17 protein-coding genes are annotated in these 20,507 nt (G+C 37.1%); 14 read left to right on the forward strand and 3 right to left on the reverse strand.

Annotated elements, in window-relative coordinates; translation table 11 throughout:
- The first annotated feature begins 52 nt into the window (after positions 1-52).
- Positions 53-565 (forward strand): QueT transporter family protein, encoded by a 513-nt coding sequence (locus EsVE80_RS01220; RefSeq protein WP_173102112.1) that lies wholly within the window; start codon positions 53-55, stop codon positions 563-565.
- Positions 566-664: 99 nt separating this feature from the next.
- Here the strand turns inward: EsVE80_RS01220 and EsVE80_RS01225 are convergent, their stop codons facing one another.
- The gene (locus tag EsVE80_RS01225) at positions 665-2,455 is read right to left on the reverse strand and encodes a M3 family oligoendopeptidase (RefSeq protein WP_173102113.1); all 1,791 of its coding nucleotides are present in this window, start codon (positions 2,453-2,455) and stop codon (positions 665-667) included.
- Between the two features lie 201 nt (positions 2,456-2,656).
- Here EsVE80_RS01225 and EsVE80_RS01230 point away from each other — a divergent pair, with 201 nt between their 5' ends.
- From EsVE80_RS01230 to EsVE80_RS01240, 3 genes are all read left to right on the forward strand, one after another.
- Positions 2,657-3,160, forward strand: a complete 504-nt coding sequence (locus tag EsVE80_RS01230) for a VanZ family protein (protein WP_173102114.1) — start codon at positions 2,657-2,659, stop codon at positions 3,158-3,160.
- A gap of 140 nt (positions 3,161-3,300) precedes the next feature.
- On the forward strand, positions 3,301-4,026 hold the full coding sequence (locus EsVE80_RS01235) for a YebC/PmpR family DNA-binding transcriptional regulator (protein ID WP_173102115.1): 726 nt from the start codon (positions 3,301-3,303) through the stop codon (positions 4,024-4,026).
- A gap of 2 nt (positions 4,027-4,028) precedes the next feature.
- Complete coding sequence (locus EsVE80_RS01240) at positions 4,029-4,712, forward strand: YoaK family protein (RefSeq protein WP_173102116.1); 684 nt, start codon at positions 4,029-4,031, stop codon at positions 4,710-4,712.
- 46 nt (positions 4,713-4,758) lie between these two features.
- Here EsVE80_RS01240 and EsVE80_RS01245 read toward each other — a convergent pair whose 3' ends face one another.
- Positions 4,759-6,159: a L,D-transpeptidase family protein gene (locus tag EsVE80_RS01245; protein WP_173102117.1), complete on the reverse strand. Its 1,401-nt coding sequence runs from the start codon at positions 6,157-6,159 to the stop codon at positions 4,759-4,761.
- 251 nt (positions 6,160-6,410) lie between these two features.
- Positions 6,411-7,406, reverse strand: coding sequence for an L-lactate dehydrogenase (locus tag EsVE80_RS01250; protein ID WP_173102118.1), 996 nt, complete (start codon positions 7,404-7,406; stop codon positions 6,411-6,413).
- A gap of 390 nt (positions 7,407-7,796) precedes the next feature.
- Here EsVE80_RS01250 and pth point away from each other — a divergent pair, with 390 nt between their 5' ends.
- The 10 genes from pth to EsVE80_RS01300 all read left to right on the forward strand — a co-directional run bounded on the left by pth (position 7,797) and on the right by EsVE80_RS01300 (position 20,460).
- Complete coding sequence (gene pth, locus EsVE80_RS01255; RefSeq protein ID WP_173102119.1) at positions 7,797-8,360, forward strand: aminoacyl-tRNA hydrolase; 564 nt, start codon at positions 7,797-7,799, stop codon at positions 8,358-8,360.
- A 312-nt stretch (positions 8,361-8,672) separates the two neighbouring features.
- On the forward strand, positions 8,673-12,212 hold the full coding sequence (mfd, locus tag EsVE80_RS01260) for a transcription-repair coupling factor (protein WP_173102120.1): 3,540 nt from the start codon (positions 8,673-8,675) through the stop codon (positions 12,210-12,212).
- Between the two features lie 166 nt (positions 12,213-12,378).
- A complete protein-coding gene (locus EsVE80_RS01265; RefSeq protein ID WP_173104097.1) occupies positions 12,379-13,947 on the forward strand; it encodes a putative polysaccharide biosynthesis protein in 1,569 nt (522 codons plus the stop codon).
- Positions 13,948-13,956: 9 nt separating this feature from the next.
- Positions 13,957-14,220, forward strand: coding sequence for an RNA-binding S4 domain-containing protein (locus tag EsVE80_RS01270; RefSeq protein ID WP_173102121.1), 264 nt, complete (start codon positions 13,957-13,959; stop codon positions 14,218-14,220).
- A 79-nt stretch (positions 14,221-14,299) separates the two neighbouring features.
- Positions 14,300-14,761 (forward strand): FtsB family cell division protein, encoded by a 462-nt coding sequence (locus EsVE80_RS01275; RefSeq protein ID WP_232061240.1) that lies wholly within the window; start codon positions 14,300-14,302, stop codon positions 14,759-14,761.
- A gap of 43 nt (positions 14,762-14,804) precedes the next feature.
- A complete protein-coding gene (locus EsVE80_RS01280; RefSeq protein WP_173102122.1) occupies positions 14,805-15,254 on the forward strand; it encodes a S1 domain-containing RNA-binding protein in 450 nt (149 codons plus the stop codon).
- A gap of 348 nt (positions 15,255-15,602) precedes the next feature.
- Entirely contained in the window at positions 15,603-16,979 is a 1,377-nt protein-coding gene (gene tilS, locus EsVE80_RS01285; protein WP_173102123.1) for a tRNA lysidine(34) synthetase TilS, read from the forward strand.
- 36 nt (positions 16,980-17,015) lie between these two features.
- Positions 17,016-17,561, forward strand: a complete 546-nt coding sequence (hpt, locus tag EsVE80_RS01290; RefSeq protein WP_173102124.1) for a hypoxanthine phosphoribosyltransferase — start codon at positions 17,016-17,018, stop codon at positions 17,559-17,561.
- A gap of 155 nt (positions 17,562-17,716) precedes the next feature.
- Positions 17,717-19,852 (forward strand): ATP-dependent zinc metalloprotease FtsH, encoded by a 2,136-nt coding sequence (gene ftsH, locus EsVE80_RS01295; RefSeq protein ID WP_173102125.1) that lies wholly within the window; start codon positions 17,717-17,719, stop codon positions 19,850-19,852.
- A gap of 110 nt (positions 19,853-19,962) precedes the next feature.
- Complete coding sequence (locus tag EsVE80_RS01300) at positions 19,963-20,460, forward strand: LURP-one-related/scramblase family protein (protein WP_173102126.1); 498 nt, start codon at positions 19,963-19,965, stop codon at positions 20,458-20,460.
- The last annotated feature ends 47 nt before the right edge of the window (positions 20,461-20,507 follow it).

The raw sequence follows: 20,507 nt of genomic DNA on the forward strand, positions 1-20,507 counted from the left end.
TTTGGGTGCAGCTTATTACCAAGGTAAGATACCTTGCAAAGGAGAGAATAAAATGGACAATCAAATCAAAAAAATAGGTTCAATTCATTTTACGACAGACGAAATTGCCAAGATGGCAGTCGTTGCTGCACTCTACGTAGTAGTTACCGTTTTTTTAGCGCCGTTTAGTTTTGGACAAGTTCAATTGCGCGTAGCAGAAATGTTCAACTTTTTAGCCTTGTATAACAAGCGCTATGTGTGGTCGGTGACGATTGGTTGTGCACTCGCCAATATCGCTTCTCCTAACGGCATCATCGACGTTATCGTGGGAAGTGTTTGCACCTTTTTTGTTTTAGTCATTTGCCGCAAAGTTTGTAAAAATTTTGCCGATATGCGCATTAAAATTGCTGTTACCGCTGTACTATTCGCCTTTTCAATGTTTACAGTAGCGGGACAGTTAACCATTTTATACCAGATGCCTTTTTGGATGAATTGGGGCTACATTGCAATAGGAGAATTATTATCTATGACTATTGGTGGAATTGTTATTTACACGATTGGTCAAAAAATTAATTTAACAAAATAATTTTGTACAGGCAGACTTGATTGAAGGTCTGCTTTTTTTTATATCTCAAAAAAAAACACACGTCAAATTGTGACGTGTGTTGTAGGGGATGAGAAAAGTTTACTTCACATATTCTTCCGTCAAAGCCATAAATTCATGGATGTCTTGTAAGACCATGTCGATTCCTGCTTGCCAAAAATCTGGTTTAGTTAGATCAACATTTAAATGTTTTTGAGCCAATTCTTCTGTGGTCATTGCAGCAGTATCACGTAGTAATGCAATGTATTGATCTTCAAAGTTACCTGTACTCTTCATTGCTTGTGCGTAAATTCCCATGCTAAACAAATAACCAAAAGTATATGGGAAATTATAAAATGGTACATCATCAATGAAGAAATGTAATTTTGCAGCCCAGAAATGAGGATGATATTCAGCCAAACCATCTGCATAGGCTTCTTTTTGCGCAGTTAGCATCATTTCAGTAATTTTTTCTGGAGCAACGAGACCTTGTTGGCGAGCTGTGTAAAAATTATTTTCGAAAATAAAACGAGCATGAATGTTCATAAACATCGCAATTGCATTTTGCATTTTTGCATCTAATAAATTAATTTTTTCAGCTTTTGATGTTGCTCCTTTTAAGGTAGCATCTGCCACAATTAATTCAGCAAAAGTACTTGCTGTTTCAGCAACATTCATAGCATAATCTTGATTCAAGCGTGGAATATCCCATAATACACTGCTGTGAAAGGCATGACCTAATTCATGAGCTAAAGTAGCAACTTCATTAATGGAGTTACTATAGGTCATGAAAATCCGTGATTCTTTTGTTTCTGGTAATTCAGTACAGTAGCCACCAGGGCGTTTTCCTGGTCGGTCTTCTGCCTCAATCCAACTTTTTTCAAAAGCCATTTGAGCGAAGTCCGCCATTTTAGGACTAAATTTACGGAAATTATCTAAGATAAATACAGCGGCTTCATCATAGCTAAAAGTTCGTTCCTTCATGCCATCCAAAATAATAGGGGCATCTTGATCTTGCCATTCCATTTTTTCTTTACCGAACAATTGCGCTTTGCGAGTTAGGAAGTCCACAATTGGCTGTTTATTTTTTTGAATGGTACTCCACATAGCGTTAAGTGTGGCTTTGGACATTCGATTGTATTCTAACGGTTGTTTTAAATAGTCACTTACCCCGTGTAGTTTATAAGTAGACAAACGGAAACCGTCTAAGTGATTCAATGTATCGGCAAATAACTCTGCTTTCTCCCGCCAGACTTTCTCCCAATTGGCAAATAAGGTAGCGCGGACTTCTTTGTCAGGATCGCCCATCATTTTGTTAAAAGCTTGGCCGGCAGATAGTTTTTGTACGTTACCCGTTTTATCAGTAAAGGGGATTTCAATGGTGGCAACCAGGGTATCATAGTGCTGGCTCCATGCGTTCAAGCCATCCAAAGATAATGTGTTGATAATATTTTCTGCTTCTTCAGATAACAATTCATTCCCATCGCGACGAATTTCACTTAAACGAAAAGCAACGGGTTTTAACGAGTCGCTTTCTAAAAGTTTCGCCCAATCACTGTCGTTTATTTCAGTAAATTTCTTGGCTAAAATTGTTTCGCTTAATTGGAAAATAGGAGATAGCGAAGTTAGCTTACCATAACGAATTTTAGCATCTACATCTGTCACATCAGCAGACATCAAGGCGTTTAAAAATGAGCTGCATTGAGAAAATCCGTTGGCAATTTTTTCTCGTAAGTTTAAAAGTTCGGCTAAATTTGTTGTAATATCATTTTGTTTGACGCGGGTTTGGTATTCTTTTAATTGGTCTTCTAAAAGTTCCATCCGGGCAGTAAGTTCTTTTGATTGACTTCCACCTGGAAAAATACTATCTAAATCCCATGTTAATGCGTACATCTACAACACTTCTTTCTATTAATTTAATCTTATTTAGTATAGCACAAGAAAAGTATTCAGAACCTTCTGAGAGCTTTGAATTTTACAATTATAATAAAAATCAGCTGCATTATTCTTTCACAAAAACCAACCAGAAATCAAGAAAGACGTAATTCCATAATGGTTTATGATAAAATAGGAAAATGTATTGGAGGAGACTAGATGAAACAAAATTTAAAAAATCCATACTTATATTTAAGCATCGCCATTATAATGATGATCATTTTATTTATTAGTTCTTCGCAAACGTATCATCAACAATCACAAATTGGTCTATTAGAAACGATGCTAAAAAATGAACCTTTGAAAAAGTCTTTTAGCCAAATTGCTTTTAATTATGCTGGTAGTGAGATTAGCATTGCAGCTAAAGGTTACTTTTCTTTTGTAGAATTTTTCATTCGTAAAGGCGCTCATTTTATAACGTACTTTATCTTAGGTGGGAGTTTATGTTTCGCACTGTACTATCGACTGAAAAATTTCTGGTGGGGTAGCTTTTTTGGAATTTTAAGTGCGACCGGATACGCTGCTTTGGATGAATTTCATCAACTACTAACAGGAGATAGAACGCCGCTTTTTCAAGATGTGGTGTTAGATATGTCAGGTGCCTTAACAGCATCAGTGCTTATTTTTTGTTATCTGCTTATCACGAAAAAAAGACTCTCATAGCTAAAAAATGGAATAATTTTAGGTGTTTGTTTTTTTGACTGCTCCTTACACCCTCTGATTTGAAAAATGCGTATAAAGGGCTACAATAAAGAAGTAAGCCTAAAATAGTTTAGGTAAAAGTGCAACGAGGAGGAATTAGGATGTCAGGACATAGTAAGTGGAATAATATCCAAGGACGTAAAAATGCGCAAGATGCGAAGCGCGGCAAAATTTTTCAAAAATTATCACGGGAAATTTATATGGCAGCAAAATCTGGTGGTGGCGATGTGGCGATGAATCCCGCTTTGCGTTTAGTGGTGGATAAAGCTAAAGCTGCGAATATGCCAAATGATAACGTGGAGCGTGCGATAAAAAAAGCGACAAGCTCTGCTGATGAAGCCAATTATGATGAAGTGACATACGAAGGTTACGGTCCTGGTGGGGTAGCGATTTTAGTTCATGCGCTAACAGACAATCGAAATCGAACCGCAACAAATGTACGAGTAGCCTTTACCCGCAATGGTGGAAATTTAGGAGAGACAGGCTCTGTTAACTATCTATTTGAACGAAAAGGGTACATTGCTATTGAACGTGAAGGTCTGGCGGTGGATGAAGATAAAATGTTTGAAGATGTTTTGGAAGCTGGAGCAGAAGATTTAATCTCCGCACCAGAAGTTTTCGAAATATATACAGCACCCGAAGATTTTACCGCAGTTAGAGATCAATTAGAAAAAGATGGCTTTACTTTGGCCCAAGCAGAACTAACGATGGTACCCCAAACAACGATTGTTTTAGATGACGAACAAAAAGCTAAATTGGAACAACTAGTAGACAAATTAGAAGACGATGATGATGTTGCTGAAGTCTTTACTAGTTTGGAAAATTAAAGATGCCATTACCAAAATTCAAATTTCTCGACGAGCGTATTGCGATTCATGAAAGTTTGCCTGTGGGGGTTATGTTGGCGATGGCAGGCGGCTTTTTAGACGCCTATACGTATTTATTTCATGGTCAAGTTTTTGCAAGTATGCAGTCAGGCAATGTCATTTTATTGGGCTTAAATTTGGCGCAAGGAAATTTTGATCATATCATTGGCTATCTGTTTCCCATTTTTATCTTTTTGTTAGGAATTTTTTTTACAGATGTACTGAAATTTCGGTTTGAACATAAACGCTTTGTCTGGCAAAATGTAGCCGTCGCTATTGAAGCAGTAGGAATATTTTGTGTAGGGATTTTTTCGGATTCTGGCCACAATTTGCTGATTAATTCTTCGTTGTCCTTTTTTGCAGCAATTCAATTTGCTACATATCGGCGCTTAGCAGGGCTACCTTATGCTACGACGATGACAACGGGTAATTTGCGTTCGATTGCTGATTATACGTACCATCATTTTTTCAAAAAAGATCCAACGGCTAGTTTTAAAATCAAATACACGGCAACAATCATTTTTTCTTTTTGTTTAGGGGCAATATTAAGTACATTATCTGCCCATCTTTTTGCTGGTAAAGCAATTTGGCTAGTATCATTGCTATTATTTGGTGTACTTGGTCTGACCGTTTATCATCAAAAATAAAATAAGCCAACTTAGAAATTAATTTCTAAGTTGGCTTATTTTTTAATTAAAAGACTAATACCGGGGTTCCGGTTTCAACCATGTTAAATAATTTTGCCATGACATCAGGCGGTGTATTAATACAGCCATGGGAGCCGCGGGTTTTCCATAAATCCCCACCATATGCCGGTTGCCAGTCAGAATCGTGAATTCCAACACCTGTCCAATCAATTGGCATCCAATAATCTACCGGACTGGCGTATTTTGTACCATCGTCGTTTTTACCGCGTAGTGTTTCATTTCGTGCTTTTTCCCAAACATAGAAGACACCTGGTGGCGTAGGAGATTTTGGTTTTCCAGAAACAATATCTGTTTCAAGTGCCACTGCACCATCTTTGTAATACCACATGTGTTGATTTTGTAAATCAACCTCAATATACGTATTACCAACTAATGGTTTATCCGCGCCAGCACTTCCTTTAACAATTGGAGAGCGTGTGAAATTTTCACCCTTCATGATTTGTTCCATTAATGCTGAGACTTCTTGGTCTGTTTGGATCGTCCAACTCAATGTCCCATCAGGAACAGTGACGTCACCTCGTAATGTGCTTTTAAAAGTAGTAGGGTTACTACTTGTATTGTATTGTTGTCCGATTTCAGTAACATAACCCGTAACTTTATCTTTATTTAAGCTTACTTTGCCTTCTTTATATTCCAACCAATCCATGATAGTTGTAGTTGGAATTTGAAATTGTTCGCCATTAATGGAATAGTTGGCTTGGATTTGAGCAACTTTGTTTAATGCGGTTAATTCTTCTTTTAGTTTTGGATCATTTGCAGTAACTTTTGGTTTTTCTGTATAATCGTTTAACTCGATGCTATCTTTGTTGCTGCTAACTGCTTTTTTTACATCAGCTACGACCGCTTGCACATCAATAGAGTTCCCTTCTACTTCAGGAGTTACTGTAAAGCCAGCAGGACCCTTTGCTAAAGTGGCATCTTTTGTTTTTGTCCGATTTTTGTTAAGTTCTGTTAGCTTTGTCTCAACATTTTTTATCGCACTATTTAGCTGTGTTTGATCCACAGCCACGCCATCTAGTTTATCATCACTATCGGCAAAGACATACGCCACGCCCCATTTCCAACGGTTCTGGGCTTCTTTTATTTGCTTTAAATCTTTCGTGTAATCTGTTTTTAAGCCTAAATCGACTTTCTTAATAGATTGCCAGTTTTGTCCGTTGTCTTGGATATCAAAAGTTTGCTCATCTGCGGCACCTTTTAATTTGGCGTTGGCTTGCTTAACCGTTAAGTTTGCAATGTTGGTATTGTTAATTTTGGTATTTGGTAAAAAATGATCGCTATAGTGGAAACTTCGGGCGGCATATGCGCCACCAGCAATGATAAATAAAGTTAAAATAATAGCAACAATCACTTTAGTATGTTTTTTATGGCGAGAAGCTCTAGTCATCAGATATCTCCTTAAAGCACTTAGATTTGGAATAAAATTTATATCGACAATATCATAGCATAGATTGTGAAAAAAGCGAAGATTATGCTTAAAAGGCAATAAAATTTTAAAATTTTTATTTTCATTAAGTCTACCTTTAATGAAATGATTAAAGGTGGGTATTAAAAAAGATTGCTAAAAAAATGCTTACGAAAAAAACCTGTCCACAGAGTCGTCGACAGGTAAAATGAAAAATATTTTTTATTAAAAAATTATTTAGCAGCATCTTCTGCTTCTAATTTTTTGAACGCTTCATCTAAAATATCTTTTAATTGTGAAGCAGAAGCATTCATACGATCTTGTTCTGAGTCGGTTAATGGAATTTCGATAACTTGTTGAATACCTTGGGCGTTAATGACAGCAGGGGCCCCGATATAAATATCGTTTAAGCCATATTGACCTTCCAAGTAAACAGATAATGGGAAGACAGCATTTTCGTCATTTAAGATAGCCCGGGTAATACGTGCTAAGGCAGTGGCGATACCATAGAAAGTTGCGCCCTTTTTGTCAATGATAGTATAAGCTGCGTCACGAACGCTAAAGAACAAGTTAACCATTGCTTCTTCATCGACGTCAGGGTTGTTTTTAATCCATTCGTAAATTTGTAAGCCGGCAACATTTGCATGTGACCAAACTGGAAATTCAGAATCGCCGTGTTCACCTAAAATATATGCATGGACATTACGTGCGTCTACCTTCACTAATTCCGCAATTTTTTGGCGGAAACGAGCAGAGTCTAATGAAGTACCAGATCCGATAACGCGTTCTTTTGGAAAACCTGAGAATTTCCAAGTTGAATAAGTTAAAATATCAACTGGGTTAGCGGCAACTAAGAAAATACCGTTAAAGCCAGAAGCCACGATTTGTGTAACAACATCGCGATTGATTTTTAAATTTTTATGAACAAGGTCCAAACGAGTTTCACCTGGTTTTTGAGGAGCGCCAGCCGTAATGACAACTAAATCGGCATCATGTGCATCTGCGTAAGTTGCTGAGTAAATTTTCTTAGGAGAAGTCCAAGCTAGGGCATCTGTTAAATCCAATGCGTCGCCTTCTGTTTTTTTGACGTTAATATCGACAATCCCAACTTCTTGCGCGATATTTTGAGTTACAAGTGCAAATGCATAACTAGAACCAACAGCACCGTCACCTACTAAGATAACCTTTTGGTGGTCTTTTGATAAAGCACTTTTTTCTACATCTGTCATGTTTGTTTCATCCCTTCTCAGATTATTTCCTTCACAAGCAATCCTATCATTTCCATAATCGTTTGTCATGCAATACGCTTAGATATAATACAGTTTTTTCTGCTGTTTCTTTTTGTGAGCACTTACATTTTTATGAAAGTTTGTTTTAGTTTGAACAATGGTTCTAACGCAGAATATCTCTAAAAAAAGCTAAAGAGCGCTTGCAAATTTTAGCTAATCTATCAGTTTGTGTTATAATACTAAGGCAACACAGTTTAAAAAAATTTTTTAATTAATGTGCTATTAACGAAATAGTGAGCATGATGCAACTTCATTGCAAAAGCAGACTAGGGGATAATTTATCGCCTGGCCTTTTGGCGTGGTTTAGTTAAAGTGAAATGAGGAATATAGATGAAGATGATTGTTGGCCTGGGAAATCCCGGGTTGAAATATGCAAAAACCAAACATAATATCGGCTTTATGACGATTGATCGTCTAGCGCAAAAGTACAACGTTGTCTTTAAACGCAACAACTTTGAAGCCGAACAAGGTGAATTTTTTTTAAATGGGGAAAAAATTATTTTAGTTAAACCTCAAACTTTTATGAATGACTCTGGGCGGGCTGTAGGTCCTTTGATGACTTATTTGGGTGTTTTGCCAGAAGAATTGATTGTAGTTTATGATGATTTAGATTTAGCAATTGGGAAGATTCGCTTGCGACAAAAAGGTGGCGCTGGCGGGCACAATGGTATTAAGAGTATTATTTCACATTTGAAAGGGAGTCAAGTTTTCGATCGGATTAAGATAGGTATTGGTAGACCAACACAAAATATGACAGTTGTTAACCATGTACTAAGTCCTTTTTCACAAGCTGATTTGCCGATGATTGAAACGAGCATTGATGAAGCGGTAAGTGCGTTGGAAGAGTATTTTAAAACAGATGATTTTATCAATACGATGAACAAATTTAATTAATGAAAATGTAAGGAAATTGTTGTGATACTTTAAGATTCAGAAATTTTTAATGAATAAATTGTATCATCTAGACCCTGCAGTCAGAAAGTTCATTCGTTTATTATCAGTTAAGATAGTATGTCTTATTTTTTATCTAGTAGTTCCTAGGTTATCTCAGACAGCTTAATAAAATAGAATCGAGTTCAAAAGGATTTAATCATTTTCAGATAAGGTAAAAGAGGTATTTTCAGTAAAAGTAAATACTATGGAATTTTTTATCGTACTGCTACGAACAGTCTAATCTTTTGAACATCTTAATTTAGGAGGCAAAAAATGGATTTGCTTGGTTTATTTGATAAAGTGCCGCAAATCGGTCAATGGCAAGAGCAATTAGCAAAAAAAAGTAAGCGACAGTTATTAACCGGCCTCGCTGGGTCAGCCAAAACTTTGGCATTAGTCAGTACTTTACAAAAATTGCAAAAGTCAATTTTAGTCATTACCCCAAATTTGTATTACACTAATCAATTAGTAGAAGATTTACGAAATTTAACGGATGCAGTTTTTGCTTTTCCGGTAGATGAAGTTTTATCAGCAGAAATGGCTTTCGCTTCCCCAGAAGCAAAAGCCGAACGAGTTCAAACCTTAAATGCCATCGCGCAAAATGAATTGGGAATTTACGTTATGCCAGTGGCGGCTTTGAGAAAGTACTTGCCCACGCCTGAAACATGGCGAAATTATCAATTGCATTGGCAAATTGGTGATGAATTAGATTTGGCTACTTTACCAACGCAATTGGTGTTGATGGGGTATCAACGTGAGAGCATGATTGCAAAGCCCGGTGAATTTAGTATTCGTGGTAGCATCATTGATATTTATCCTTTACATGCAGAATATCCCGTGCGGGTGGAACTATTTGATGTTGAAATTGATTCCATGCGCTATTTTGACGTGGAAACACAACGTTCACTAGGAAATGTTGATCACGTTTTAGTCAGTCCGACAAGTGAGTTGGTTTTTACTGCTGCTGAGTTAGAGACGGGGGCAAAAAATTTAAAATCAGCTTTAGAAAAACGTTTAGCAGTCACCAAAGAAAAAACGGATAAAGAATTTTTAAGTGAATATTTTGGTCAGGTGCAAAACGAATGGCTAAATGGCATACCGGGAGAAAATATCAATTTTTATCTCGATTTTCTTTATGAGGTGCCAACGACAATTGTAGACTATTTTGCCAAAGATACCCTTTTAATGGTAGACGATTATCCGCGAATTATGGAAACAAATCGTGAAATCGAACGTGAAGAAGGAGAGTGGCAAGTTCAAAAAATCAGTGAACTACGTGTTTTCAGTGAGCAAAAATTTGGAGTAGATGTGCATCAGTTTTTCCAGAAAGAAACATTTACGACTAGCTTTTTTGCACTGTTTCAAAAGGGAATGGGAAATTTGCGTTTTGGCGCAATTTGGAACTTTCAATATCGTCCTATGCAGCAATTTTTCAGTCAAATGGGGTTGTTAAAAGCTGAATTAGATCGTTGGGAAAAACAGCAACAGACAGTGATATTTTTAGTTGCCGATGATGAGCGCGCAAAAAAACTTGATCATAATTTCCGCGACCATGAAATTTATGCTCCTGTGACTAAAGCCGATACGTTAATTACCGCTCGTAGCCAAATTGTGGTAGGAAATTTGCAAAGCGGTTTTGAAATGCCACAAGATCGCTTCGTAGTCGTCACAGAAAAAGAAATCTTTCAAAAAGTAAAACGAAAACGTGCACGACGCCAAACGATTACTAATGCGGAACGGCTAAAAAGCTATAATGAGTTAAAACCTGGCGATTATGTCGTTCACGCCAATCACGGGATTGGGAAATATATCGGTATGGAGACATTGGAAGTAGACGGTGTCCATCAAGATTACATCACAATTTTATATCAAAATGATGACAAATTATTTATTCCGGTAACCCAGCTAAACTTAATTCAAAAATATGTCGCTTCAGAATCTAAAACGCCTAAAATTAATAAACTCGGTGGTAGCGAGTGGAGTAAAACAAAACGAAAAGTCTCTGGTAAAATTGAAGATATTGCGGATGACTTAATTGCGCTATACGCCAAAAGAGAAGCAGAAAAAGGATTTGCCTTTGCGGCAGATGATGGTTATCAAAAACAATTTGAGGATGCTTTCCCCTATACAGAAACAGATGACCAGCTTCGAAGTGCGGCTGAAATTAAGCACGATATGGAAAAACCAAAACCTATGGATCGGCTGTTAGTAGGTGATGTTGGGTTTGGAAAAACAGAAGTCGCGTTACGGGCTGCTTTTAAATCTATTAAGGAAAGTAAGCAAGTTGCTTTTTTAGTGCCAACAACAATTTTGGCACAACAGCATTACGAAACAATGTTGGATCGTTTTGAGGGTTTTCCTGTTAATATTGGCTTACTCAGTCGTTTTCGGACGAAAAAACAACAGGCGGAAACGCTGGAACAAATTCGTACAGGGCAAGTGGATATCGTGGTAGGAACCCACCGCTTATTATCACAAGACGTGAAGTTTTCGGATTTGGGATTGTTGGTAATTGATGAAGAACAACGCTTTGGCGTAAAGCATAAAGAACGTTTAAAACAACTTCGGTCACAAGTGGATGTCCTAACTTTGACAGCGACGCCAATTCCTCGGACGTTACACATGTCTATGCTTGGTGTGCGAGATTTATCTGTAATTGAAACACCGCCGGAAAATCGGTATCCTATTCAAACCTATGTAATGGAAAAAAATCCAGGTGCCATTCGCGAAGCAATCCATCGAGAATTGGCTCGTGACGGACAAGTTTTCTATTTGTACAATCGTGTCGAAACCATTGAGAAAAAAGTTGATGAATTACAAGCTTTAGTACCAGAAGCTCGTATCGGTTATGCCCACGGTCAAATGACAGAAATCCAATTGGAGAATACGTTGTTAGACTTCATTGAAGGGCAGTATGACATTTTAGTCACCACAACGATTATTGAAACCGGTGTGGATATTCCCAATGTTAATACATTGTTTGTGGAAAATGCAGATTATATGGGATTATCTACTTTGTATCAGTTAAGAGGTCGTGTGGGTCGAAGTAACCGCGTAGCCTATGCGTATTTCATGTATGAACCACAAAAGATTTTAAATGAAGTGAGCGAGAAACGACTACAGGCCATTAAAGATTTTACGGAACTTGGATCTGGTTTTAAAATTGCGATGCGGGATTTATCTATTCGTGGTGCTGGGAACCTATTAGGTGCGCAGCAACATGGGTTCATTGACGCAGTTGGTTTTGATATGTATTCCCAAATGTTAGAAGAAGCAGTTGCCCGCAAACAAGGAAAAAATATTCAAAGTCAAAAAACTTCAGTGGAAATTGATTTAGGTATTGATGCGTATTTACCAGGTACTTATATCATAGATGAACGGCAAAAAATAGAAATTTACAAACGTATTCGAGAATTGGAAAATGAAGAACAACTAGATGAGTTGCAAGATGATTTATTGGATCGTTTTGGAGAGTATCCTGATGAAGTAGCTCATTTATTGACAATTGGACAAATTAAAATGGATGGAGATCGAGCATTACTAGAAAGTATCCGTAAGATGAATCACCAAATCAAAGTTACTTTAAGTAAAGTGGGAACTAAAACTTATACAGTCGAACAATTATTTGAAGCTTTGTCTGTAACAAAAATGAAAGCAGCAATGGCAGTTAATAATGAAAAAATGACAATTACGTTAACGATTGTACCTAAAATGTCGCAGGCCGTCTGGCTTCATGAAATACAAGAATTTATTAAAGCATTGCGAGAAGAAAAATATAAAAATGCTATTGTAACTGAAGATAAAATAGATTAGTAAAGTTTAAAATTACTTTATTTTCAGTAAAGAAATATGAATTTGATGCTCTGAAATGAAATTTTAGGGCAAACTAAGGCATAGAATAAAATTTTGGCAAATGGAGAGGTGAAGACACATGCGGGTAGATGGTGCCAAAGCTAAAGTGAATCAAATGCAAAAAATGATGCAGGGCGCTTTTGTACTGACTGCTGCTTCTTTTATTGCCAAAGTACTAAGTGCAATTTATCGCGTGCCATTACAAAATTTGGTGGGAGACAAAGGGTTTTACGTGTATCAACAGGTATATCCGATTTATGGTTTAGCGATGACGTTAGCCTTATCCGGATTACCCCAGTTTATTTCCAAATATATTGCAGAAATCAGCAGCGTGAAAGAACAAAAAAATGCGATTCAAAAATTGATTCCAGTCGTGTTTTATTGTGGGTTTTTATTATGGGGACTGACTTTTTTTGGTGCACGAATCATTGCAATTTTAATGGGTAACGTGTTGTTGACGCCTTTGATTATGATTGTATCGTTTACTTTTTTATTAATGCCATTTTTAGCTTTTTACCGCGGTAATTTTCAGGGGCAATTGCAAATGGTTCCAAGTGCGGTTTCACAAGTTGCAGAACAGTTTGTACGTGTAGGAGTGATTATTGTCGCAGCTTTCATGTTTCAAGCTGGTATTTTAGATGTCTATCAAACAGGTACGGCAGCTATGAGTGGCGCTGTTTTTGGTGGTTTGTGTGCAGTGGTATTGCTAGTTTATTATCAAAAAAAAATTAGTGGCTTCGGTCTAAACCTAGTAAAAGATTTTCATTTTGGAAAAGTGGATAAGAAATTGCTACGCCGATTTGTGATCGAAGGTGGCTTGTTATCCATTTACGCTGGGTTGTTGATCTTATTTCAACTTATCGACTCTTTTGTTATTGCAAATGAACTACAAAACTTTGGGCTAACGCAAACGGCATCCCAAGTTGCTAAAGGGGTATATGATAGAGGACAGCCCATGGTACAATTAGGATTAGTAATTGCTGCTGCCTTGAGTTCCACTTTTTTACCGGCGTTAACGAAATATTTAGTAGCACGAAACAATCGTCTTTTTCAGAGTTCTGCCAAAATTTATCTGCGTTTAACCACGAGTATCTCGTTGGCAGCCTCTTTTGGTTTGGCACTAGTTATGCCGTCTTTAAACTACGCTTTGTTTAAAGATCAAGCCGGTAATGATGTTTTGCAAGTATTTGTTTTTTCTGTCTTTTTGATGGCGGTAATTCAAGCTTACCAAGCTGTGGCGCAAAGTCAAAATCATTTTCGTCCGGCGTTAAGAGCTGCAATTGTAGGAATTGTAGTGAAATTTGTAACGACGCTGCTGTTGACAGGAACTATGGGGACTATGGGGGCAAGTCTTGGTACTATTTTCGGATTAGCTGCGACATTGTGGCGCCTGATTCGTGCAGAAGATCAAGCGATTAATAACTTTTGGCAAGAGCGTTTCTTTTTGAAAAAAATGATAAGCTGTTTGTTAGTTATGAGTGGTTCAGTAGTGTTGTTTTACTTTTTAGTGGCACTTTTTGGGAACTTTCAAACACGATTTGGTGCTTTGATAATTACAATTTTAGCAGTGGCAGTTGGTATGTATACTTTTTTGAAAGCTGCAATAAAATTTGATTTGTTGACATTAAGAGAATGGTTGCTATTACCTTTTGGAAAAAGGTTGCTGCGACTAAAAAATAATAAAGAAAGAAAATGAGGGGAAAAGATGCGTTTAGATAAATTTTTGAAAATCTCACGGATTATTAAGCGACGTTCAGTCGCAAAAGAAGTGGCGGATAAAGGTCGTATTCAAGTGAACGGTAAATTAGCTAAATCTTCTAGTACGGTTAAGGTTGGCGATCTTGTCAAAATTGGTTTTGGAAACAAAACTTTAGAAATTAAAGTATTGGAATTGCATGAATCGACCAAAAAAGAGGATGCTGCCAAAATGTATGAAATTATTAGCGAAATAAGAAACGAAAATGTCTAGAAATTCATTAGACAAGCCTACTTTAAGTTGCTATAATTAATTTTGGATTATCCAATTTGCACAAGGTAAGAGAAGGGACGTGACAGATGTGATAAATGGCCGCAATCAAAATGTTGAACAGCTTGATAATGAATATGTCAAAAAACAAATTGCTAAATATCAAGAGCAACATCGTAAGGTTGTTTTTAAACGTCGCAGGTTAACGTTACTTTTAGCTATTACCTTTTTGATCTTTGGTTTTGTAGGATTTCAGCTTTTTTCAGATCATCAACGTTTGGTGAAATTAGAAGCGATTAAACAAGAAGCAGTTGCAGACAATAAACTTGTTTCAAAAAATGTCGACCAATTGAAAAAGGAAGTCGCTTTGCTAAAAGATGAAGATTATGTAGCCAAGCTTGCTCGCAGCCGTTTTTATTACTCCAAAGACGGAGAAAAGGTTTATCCAATTTCTGGGCAAAATCAGAATGCAAAAGATCAAGAAGATGCAAAAGTGGAAAAAGCCATTGATCGAACAAATGGGTCATCTACTACTGAAGAGTAGTAAATATAAATTTCAGGTTTAAACTAGGAGGAACAAATCTTTTATGTCAATCGAAGTAGGAGCTAAGCTGCAAGGAAAAGTGTCGGGGATTACAAATTTTGGTGCTTTTATTGATTTGGGCAATCGTAAAACTGGATTGGTGCATATCAGTGAAGTATCAGATGGTTTTGTCAAAGACATCAACGACGTTTTAAAAGTCGGAGATGAAGTAACCGTGTTGGTAACAACTGTTGGTGATGACGGCAAAATTGGATTATCAATTCGTAAAGCATTAGATAAACCACAGACAGAAAAGAAAGAATTCAAAAAAGAACCAAGTCGTCGTCCAGCTCCTAAGAAACCATTTTCTAAAGGACCTAGCGCAAGTGCCAATAAAAAAGAAGACTTCGATTCATTGATGAGTTCGTTTTTAAAAGACAGTGATGATCGTCTATCTTCACTTCGTCGTAATACAGAAGGCAAACGCGGTGGCCGTGGCGGCCGTCGCAGCTAAGAAAAAATGAGAACTGGATCGCATTTTGCGGTCCAGTTTTTTTGTGCGGACTATTTTAGTTAAGTATGATCTTTTATAGTCTCAAAAAAAGATACTGAAAAATAATTTTTGCTAGTAATTAGGAAGGAAAATTTTTCGCTGTCTTATTTGTCTTGCTTTTCTTAACTTTTTTATTATTTTATTCCGTTTAGATTGTTAACAATTATTTCAAGAATGAATAAACGATTTTTGAAGCAGGCATACTTTTGCTTTGGATTTCACGTTAATCGTGTACAATAAGAAATAGAAGAAACAGTGAGGAATGCAAATAGTGACGGTAAAGCTGCTGTACATTAAAGAGGGGAAAAGATGGAACGAGAATTTGAACAAGTAGGAAATAAAAAAATATTTTGGCAACAAGGCAGCCGAATTTTATTAGCAGTATCTGGTGGTGCAGACTCTTTTGTGTTGCTGCGTTTAATGGCAAAGATGAGTCAAAAATATGATTTTTTTATTGGCGTTGCACATATTAACCATCAATTACGACCAAGTTCAACCAAGGAAGCCCAAGCGTTGGCATATTATTGTCAAATGCATCATATTGCTTTTTTTGAACGAAAATGGGAGGATGTCCCCCATGCTGGAGTGGAAGAGGCAGCTCGCAGGTTTCGCTATGCTTTTTTTGCAGAACTGATGCAAGAGTACTATTTTGATACAGTAATGACAGCACACCATGCCGATGATCAGCTGGAAACAATGTTGATGAAGATAATCAGAGATGGACAATTAAAAAATGCGATGGGAATCAAAGTGCGGCAATCTTTTGCTGGCGGTAAATTAATTCGCCCGCTGTTGTCTTATAGTAAAAAAGAAATTTATGATTATGCCAAAAAAGAAAATTTGCCGTACTTTGAAGATGAAAGCAATTATTATTTAGATGTACAACGAAATCGGATTCGCCAGCAAATCACGCCACTTTTAAAAGCGGAAAATCCCCAAATTTTAGCGCATTTTCAACAATTATCCCAACAACTAATTTGGGCAGACGAAATTATTGAAACAAAAGCTGCCGCGTGGATTAGTAAATATGTGAAACAAAAAGAGGAAAATTTAAGTTTTAAAGTGAAAGATTTTTTGAATTTACCTGTCAGGGAACGCTATTTTACCCTGCAGTATTTAGCCCAAAAAATCAAACAAAGCTATGAGGTGACAATTAGTGAAGAGAACTTGCAACGAATTTTAAAGCTTTTAACCACGAACAAAGCACAATGGCAATTAGATGTTGCGGCTTTTTGGCAAGTTTTAAAAATGTACGAAGAAGTGATAATTGGTAAAAAAGCTATCCCAAATGAAGCAAAAACTTTTCATTTTAGAGTAGGAGACAGCGGGTTTTTATCTGAAACAGAGTGGTTAGCAATTGTTCCAGCGCATCAAAATGTCAATCTTCCCGAAAAAGTCAAACTTTGGTCAGAAATCAGTCAACCTTTAGCATTAAACTTCCCCAATGAGGTGATTATTCGAAAAAGAATGGACGGGGATCGCATTCAACTAAAAGACAGTTTGCGCAAAAAAGTTAGTCGCATTCTAATTGATAAAAAAATTCCCAATGATAGGCGAGAAAAAACGTGGGTTGTGACAGATACGAACAATCAAGTCTTGGCAGTGTTACCAATTACTTTTTCTTATTTGAGTATTGCTGTAGAAACTGATAAAATACACTACAGACTGCTTTATAAATACCAATAATCTATCCTTTGGAGATAGTAAAATAAGGAGACAGACATGTTAGCAAAAGATATTGAAAAAGTGCTTGTATCACGAGAAGAAATCAACGCCCGCTGTAAAGAATTAGGGGAAGAATTAGCAGCAGAATACAAGGATAAAAATCCTCTTGTTATTGGCGTTTTGAAAGGTTCAATTAATTTTATGGCAGATATTTGTCGTGAAATGGATTGCTATTTGGAATTAGATTTTATGGATGTTTCAAGTTATGGCAACGCTACTGTATCTTCTGGTGAGGTTAAAATCTTAAAAGATTTAGATACTAATGTTGAAGGTCGTGATCTTTTAATAGTAGAAGATATTATTGATAGTGGCCGAACCTTAGCGTATCTAGTTGATTTATTTAAGTATCGTAAAGCAAATTCAGTTAAAATCGTCACGCTATTAGATAAACCAGAAGGTCGCGTAGTAGATATTGAAGCAGATTATGTTGGTTTTGATGTACCAAATGAATTTGTTGTAGGCTATGGATTAGACTATATGGAACAGTACCGCAATTTACCTTATGTAGGCGTTTTAAAACCTAGCGTCTACGAAACAAATTAATCCGCTAATTGAAATGACTTGTGATACAATAAAATGGTCAGGATTGATAAAAAACACACAAACAATATTTGAAAGAACTTTTTGTCAGTGGAGCGCTATTTTTCAATAACGATTTACAAAATAAAAAGACTTTCGATTAATTAAGGAGGGCAAGCATGAACAAAAAAGGTAATAACGGTATGTTAAAAAATACCTTATATTATGTACTCGTGCTTTTGGCCATGATTACGGTAGTTTATTTCTTATTTGGAAATAACAGCCAACAGTCGCCAGACATCGAGTATTCTACTTTTCGCCAACAACTATCCGACGGTAAAGTGAAGTCGTTTAGTGTCCAACCGGTAAATGGTGTTTATAAAATTACCGGGGAGTACAAGGATAAACAAAAAGTAGAAAATAACAACGGATTAACCGTTTGGGGTGAAACAAGTAGTGAGTCAACACACTTTGCTACAACAATTTTACCCAATGATAATACATTGAAAGAAGTTACTGCGCTTGCGGATCAAGAAGACGTGAAGACAGTAATTAAAGAAGAATCAAATAGTGGTTTGTGGATTTCACTATTGATGACCTTCTTACCTCTTGTGATCATCATTTTCTTCTTCTACATGATGATGGGACAACAAGGTGGTGGCGGTGGCGGTGGCGGCCGTGTGATGAACTTTGGTAAATCAAAAGCCAAAGAAGCTGACAAAAAAGCCAATCGCGTTCGTTTTTCTGACGTAGCCGGTGCCGAAGAAGAAAAACAAGAATTAGTTGAAGTCGTGGAATTCTTGAAAGATCCACGCCGTTTTGTAGAATTAGGTGCAAGAATACCTGCTGGTGTGTTATTAGAAGGACCTCCCGGAACTGGTAAAACATTACTTGCAAAAGCCGTAGCTGGTGAAGCAGGCGTACCGTTTTATTCTATTTCAGGTTCTGATTTCGTAGAAATGTTCGTTGGTGTTGGGGCATCACGTGTGCGTGATTTGTTTGAAACAGCGAAAAAGAATGCACCTGCGATTATCTTCATTGATGAAATTGATGCTGTTGGTCGTCAACGTGGCGCTGGTATGGGAGGCGGTCACGATGAACGTGAACAAACCTTGAACCAATTGCTCGTTGAAATGGATGGTTTTGATGGTAACGAAGGCGTTATCGTAATTGCCGCAACAAACCGTTCTGATGTATTAGACCCTGCTTTATTACGACCAGGCCGTTTTGACCGCCAAATTTTAGTTGGTCGTCCTGATGTTAAAGGTCGTGAAGCAATTTTACGTGTTCATGCACGGAACAAACCGTTAGCTGACGACGTTGATTTGAAAGTTATTGCCCAACAAACTCCTGGTTTTGCCGGAGCTGATTTAGAAAATGTCTTAAACGAAGCTGCTTTAGTAGCCGCGCGTCGGAACAAGAAGAAAATTGATGCTTCTGATATCGATGAAGCTGAAGACCGCGTTATTGCTGGTCCTGCGAAAAAAGACAAAGTCATCAGCAAACGAGAAAGAGAAATGGTGGCTTACCACGAAGCAGGGCATACGATTGTTGGTTTAGTTCTATCTCGTGCGCGTATTGTTCACAAGGTAACGATTATTCCTCGTGGTCGCGCTGGCGGTTACATGATTGCTCTACCAAAAGAAGATCAAATGTTAATGACAAAAGACGATATGTTTGAACAAATCGTTGGGCTGTTAGGTGGTCGGACTGCAGAAGAAATTATCTTCGGTGTGAAATCTACCGGAGCATCTAATGACTTTGAACAAGCAACAGGCCTTGCGCGTAGCATGGTTACGGAATACGGAATGAGCGATAAATTGGGCCCGGTACAGTATGAAGGCAATCACCAAGTTTTTGTCGGTCGTGATTACGGTCAAACAAAAGCATACTCTGAACAAGTAGCTTACGAAATTGACCAAGAAGTTCGCCGCATTCTAAATGAAGCACATCAAAAAGCGCATGAAATTATTGAAGCGCACCGAGCACAACATAAATTGATTGCTGAAAAATTATTAGAACATGAAACACTTGATGCAAAAGCAATTAAATCCTTGTTTGAAGAAGGTAAAATGCCAGCAGGAACTGAAACAGAAGAGTATCCTTCTGAAAAAGCACAAACCTTTGAAGAAGCAAAACGTGCATTAGAAGAAAAAGACGCACAAAAACAAGCAGAAGAAAAACAAGATTTTGAAGAAGCAAAAGATTATTTTGATGCCGAGGCAAAGGAAGCTGAGCTTCATCCAGAACAAGAAACAAAAGAAGTTCAAGATGAATTGAAGCAAGAAAAAGATGAAACAAACAAAGATGCATAATCTTTGTTGCTGGATAAGACGTGATAGTTTTTAGCTATCGCGTCTTTTTCCATATAAATAAATTAAGGGCAACAATATTTTGTAGTTGACGAAGAAGAGAGGGATTTTTTGTGAGAAAACTTTATATCAAACAAAAAGTTTTTAGTATCGGAGAAAAATTCAATGTTGTAGACGTTAATCAAGAGCCTTTATATTATGTACAAGGAAGTTTTTTGAAAATTCCTAAACAATTCACAATTTTCGACCGCAATGATCATGTAATTGGTGAAATTACCAAAAAGGTTTTAGCCCTCTTGCCGCAGTTTACAGTAATGATTGATGGCGATCCAGCAATTATTATTAAAAAAGAATTGACTTTGTTTAAAGCGCGTTATCATATCGCAGCCGATGGAATCAGTGTAAAAGGAAACTGGTGGGACATGGACTTTGAAGTTATAAAAGATGGACTGCAAATTGCTGTTATCAATAAACATTGGGTTTCATGGGGTGATACGTATGAAGTGACAATTTTTGACGAGCGTTATGAAAAACGAATCGTCGCGTTAGTTGTGGCAATTGATTGTGTTAAAGCCGATGACAATGCCGGAGCATCTTCGGCAAATGCTTAAGAGAAAAACTGAGAAAAAAGAGACTATGAGTGAGTCTCTTTTTTTCA

This window comes from Enterococcus saigonensis (assembly GCF_011397115.1).
Taxonomy (GTDB): domain Bacteria; phylum Bacillota; class Bacilli; order Lactobacillales; family Enterococcaceae; genus Enterococcus_C; species Enterococcus_C saigonensis.

Coding starts and splice junctions, on each gene's coding strand:
- EsVE80_RS01220 (WP_173102112.1), top strand. CDS start 53: ATGGACAATCAAATCAAAAAAATAGGTTCAATTCATTTTACGACAGAC.
- EsVE80_RS01225 (WP_173102113.1), bottom strand. CDS start 2,455: ATGTACGCATTAACATGGGATTTAGATAGTATTTTTCCAGGTGGAAGT.
- EsVE80_RS01230 (WP_173102114.1), top strand. CDS start 2,657: ATGAAACAAAATTTAAAAAATCCATACTTATATTTAAGCATCGCCATT.
- EsVE80_RS01235 (WP_173102115.1), top strand. CDS start 3,301: ATGTCAGGACATAGTAAGTGGAATAATATCCAAGGACGTAAAAATGCG.
- EsVE80_RS01240 (WP_173102116.1), top strand. CDS start 4,029: ATGCCATTACCAAAATTCAAATTTCTCGACGAGCGTATTGCGATTCAT.
- EsVE80_RS01245 (WP_173102117.1), bottom strand. CDS start 6,159: ATGACTAGAGCTTCTCGCCATAAAAAACATACTAAAGTGATTGTTGCT.
- EsVE80_RS01250 (WP_173102118.1), bottom strand. CDS start 7,406: ATGACAGATGTAGAAAAAAGTGCTTTATCAAAAGACCACCAAAAGGTT.
- pth (WP_173102119.1), top strand. CDS start 7,797: ATGAAGATGATTGTTGGCCTGGGAAATCCCGGGTTGAAATATGCAAAA.
- mfd (WP_173102120.1), top strand. CDS start 8,673: ATGGATTTGCTTGGTTTATTTGATAAAGTGCCGCAAATCGGTCAATGG.
- EsVE80_RS01265 (WP_173104097.1), top strand. CDS start 12,379: ATGCAGGGCGCTTTTGTACTGACTGCTGCTTCTTTTATTGCCAAAGTA.
- EsVE80_RS01270 (WP_173102121.1), top strand. CDS start 13,957: ATGCGTTTAGATAAATTTTTGAAAATCTCACGGATTATTAAGCGACGT.
- EsVE80_RS01280 (WP_173102122.1), top strand. CDS start 14,805: ATGTCAATCGAAGTAGGAGCTAAGCTGCAAGGAAAAGTGTCGGGGATT.
- tilS (WP_173102123.1), top strand. CDS start 15,603: ATGGAACGAGAATTTGAACAAGTAGGAAATAAAAAAATATTTTGGCAA.
- hpt (WP_173102124.1), top strand. CDS start 17,016: ATGTTAGCAAAAGATATTGAAAAAGTGCTTGTATCACGAGAAGAAATC.
- ftsH (WP_173102125.1), top strand. CDS start 17,717: ATGAACAAAAAAGGTAATAACGGTATGTTAAAAAATACCTTATATTAT.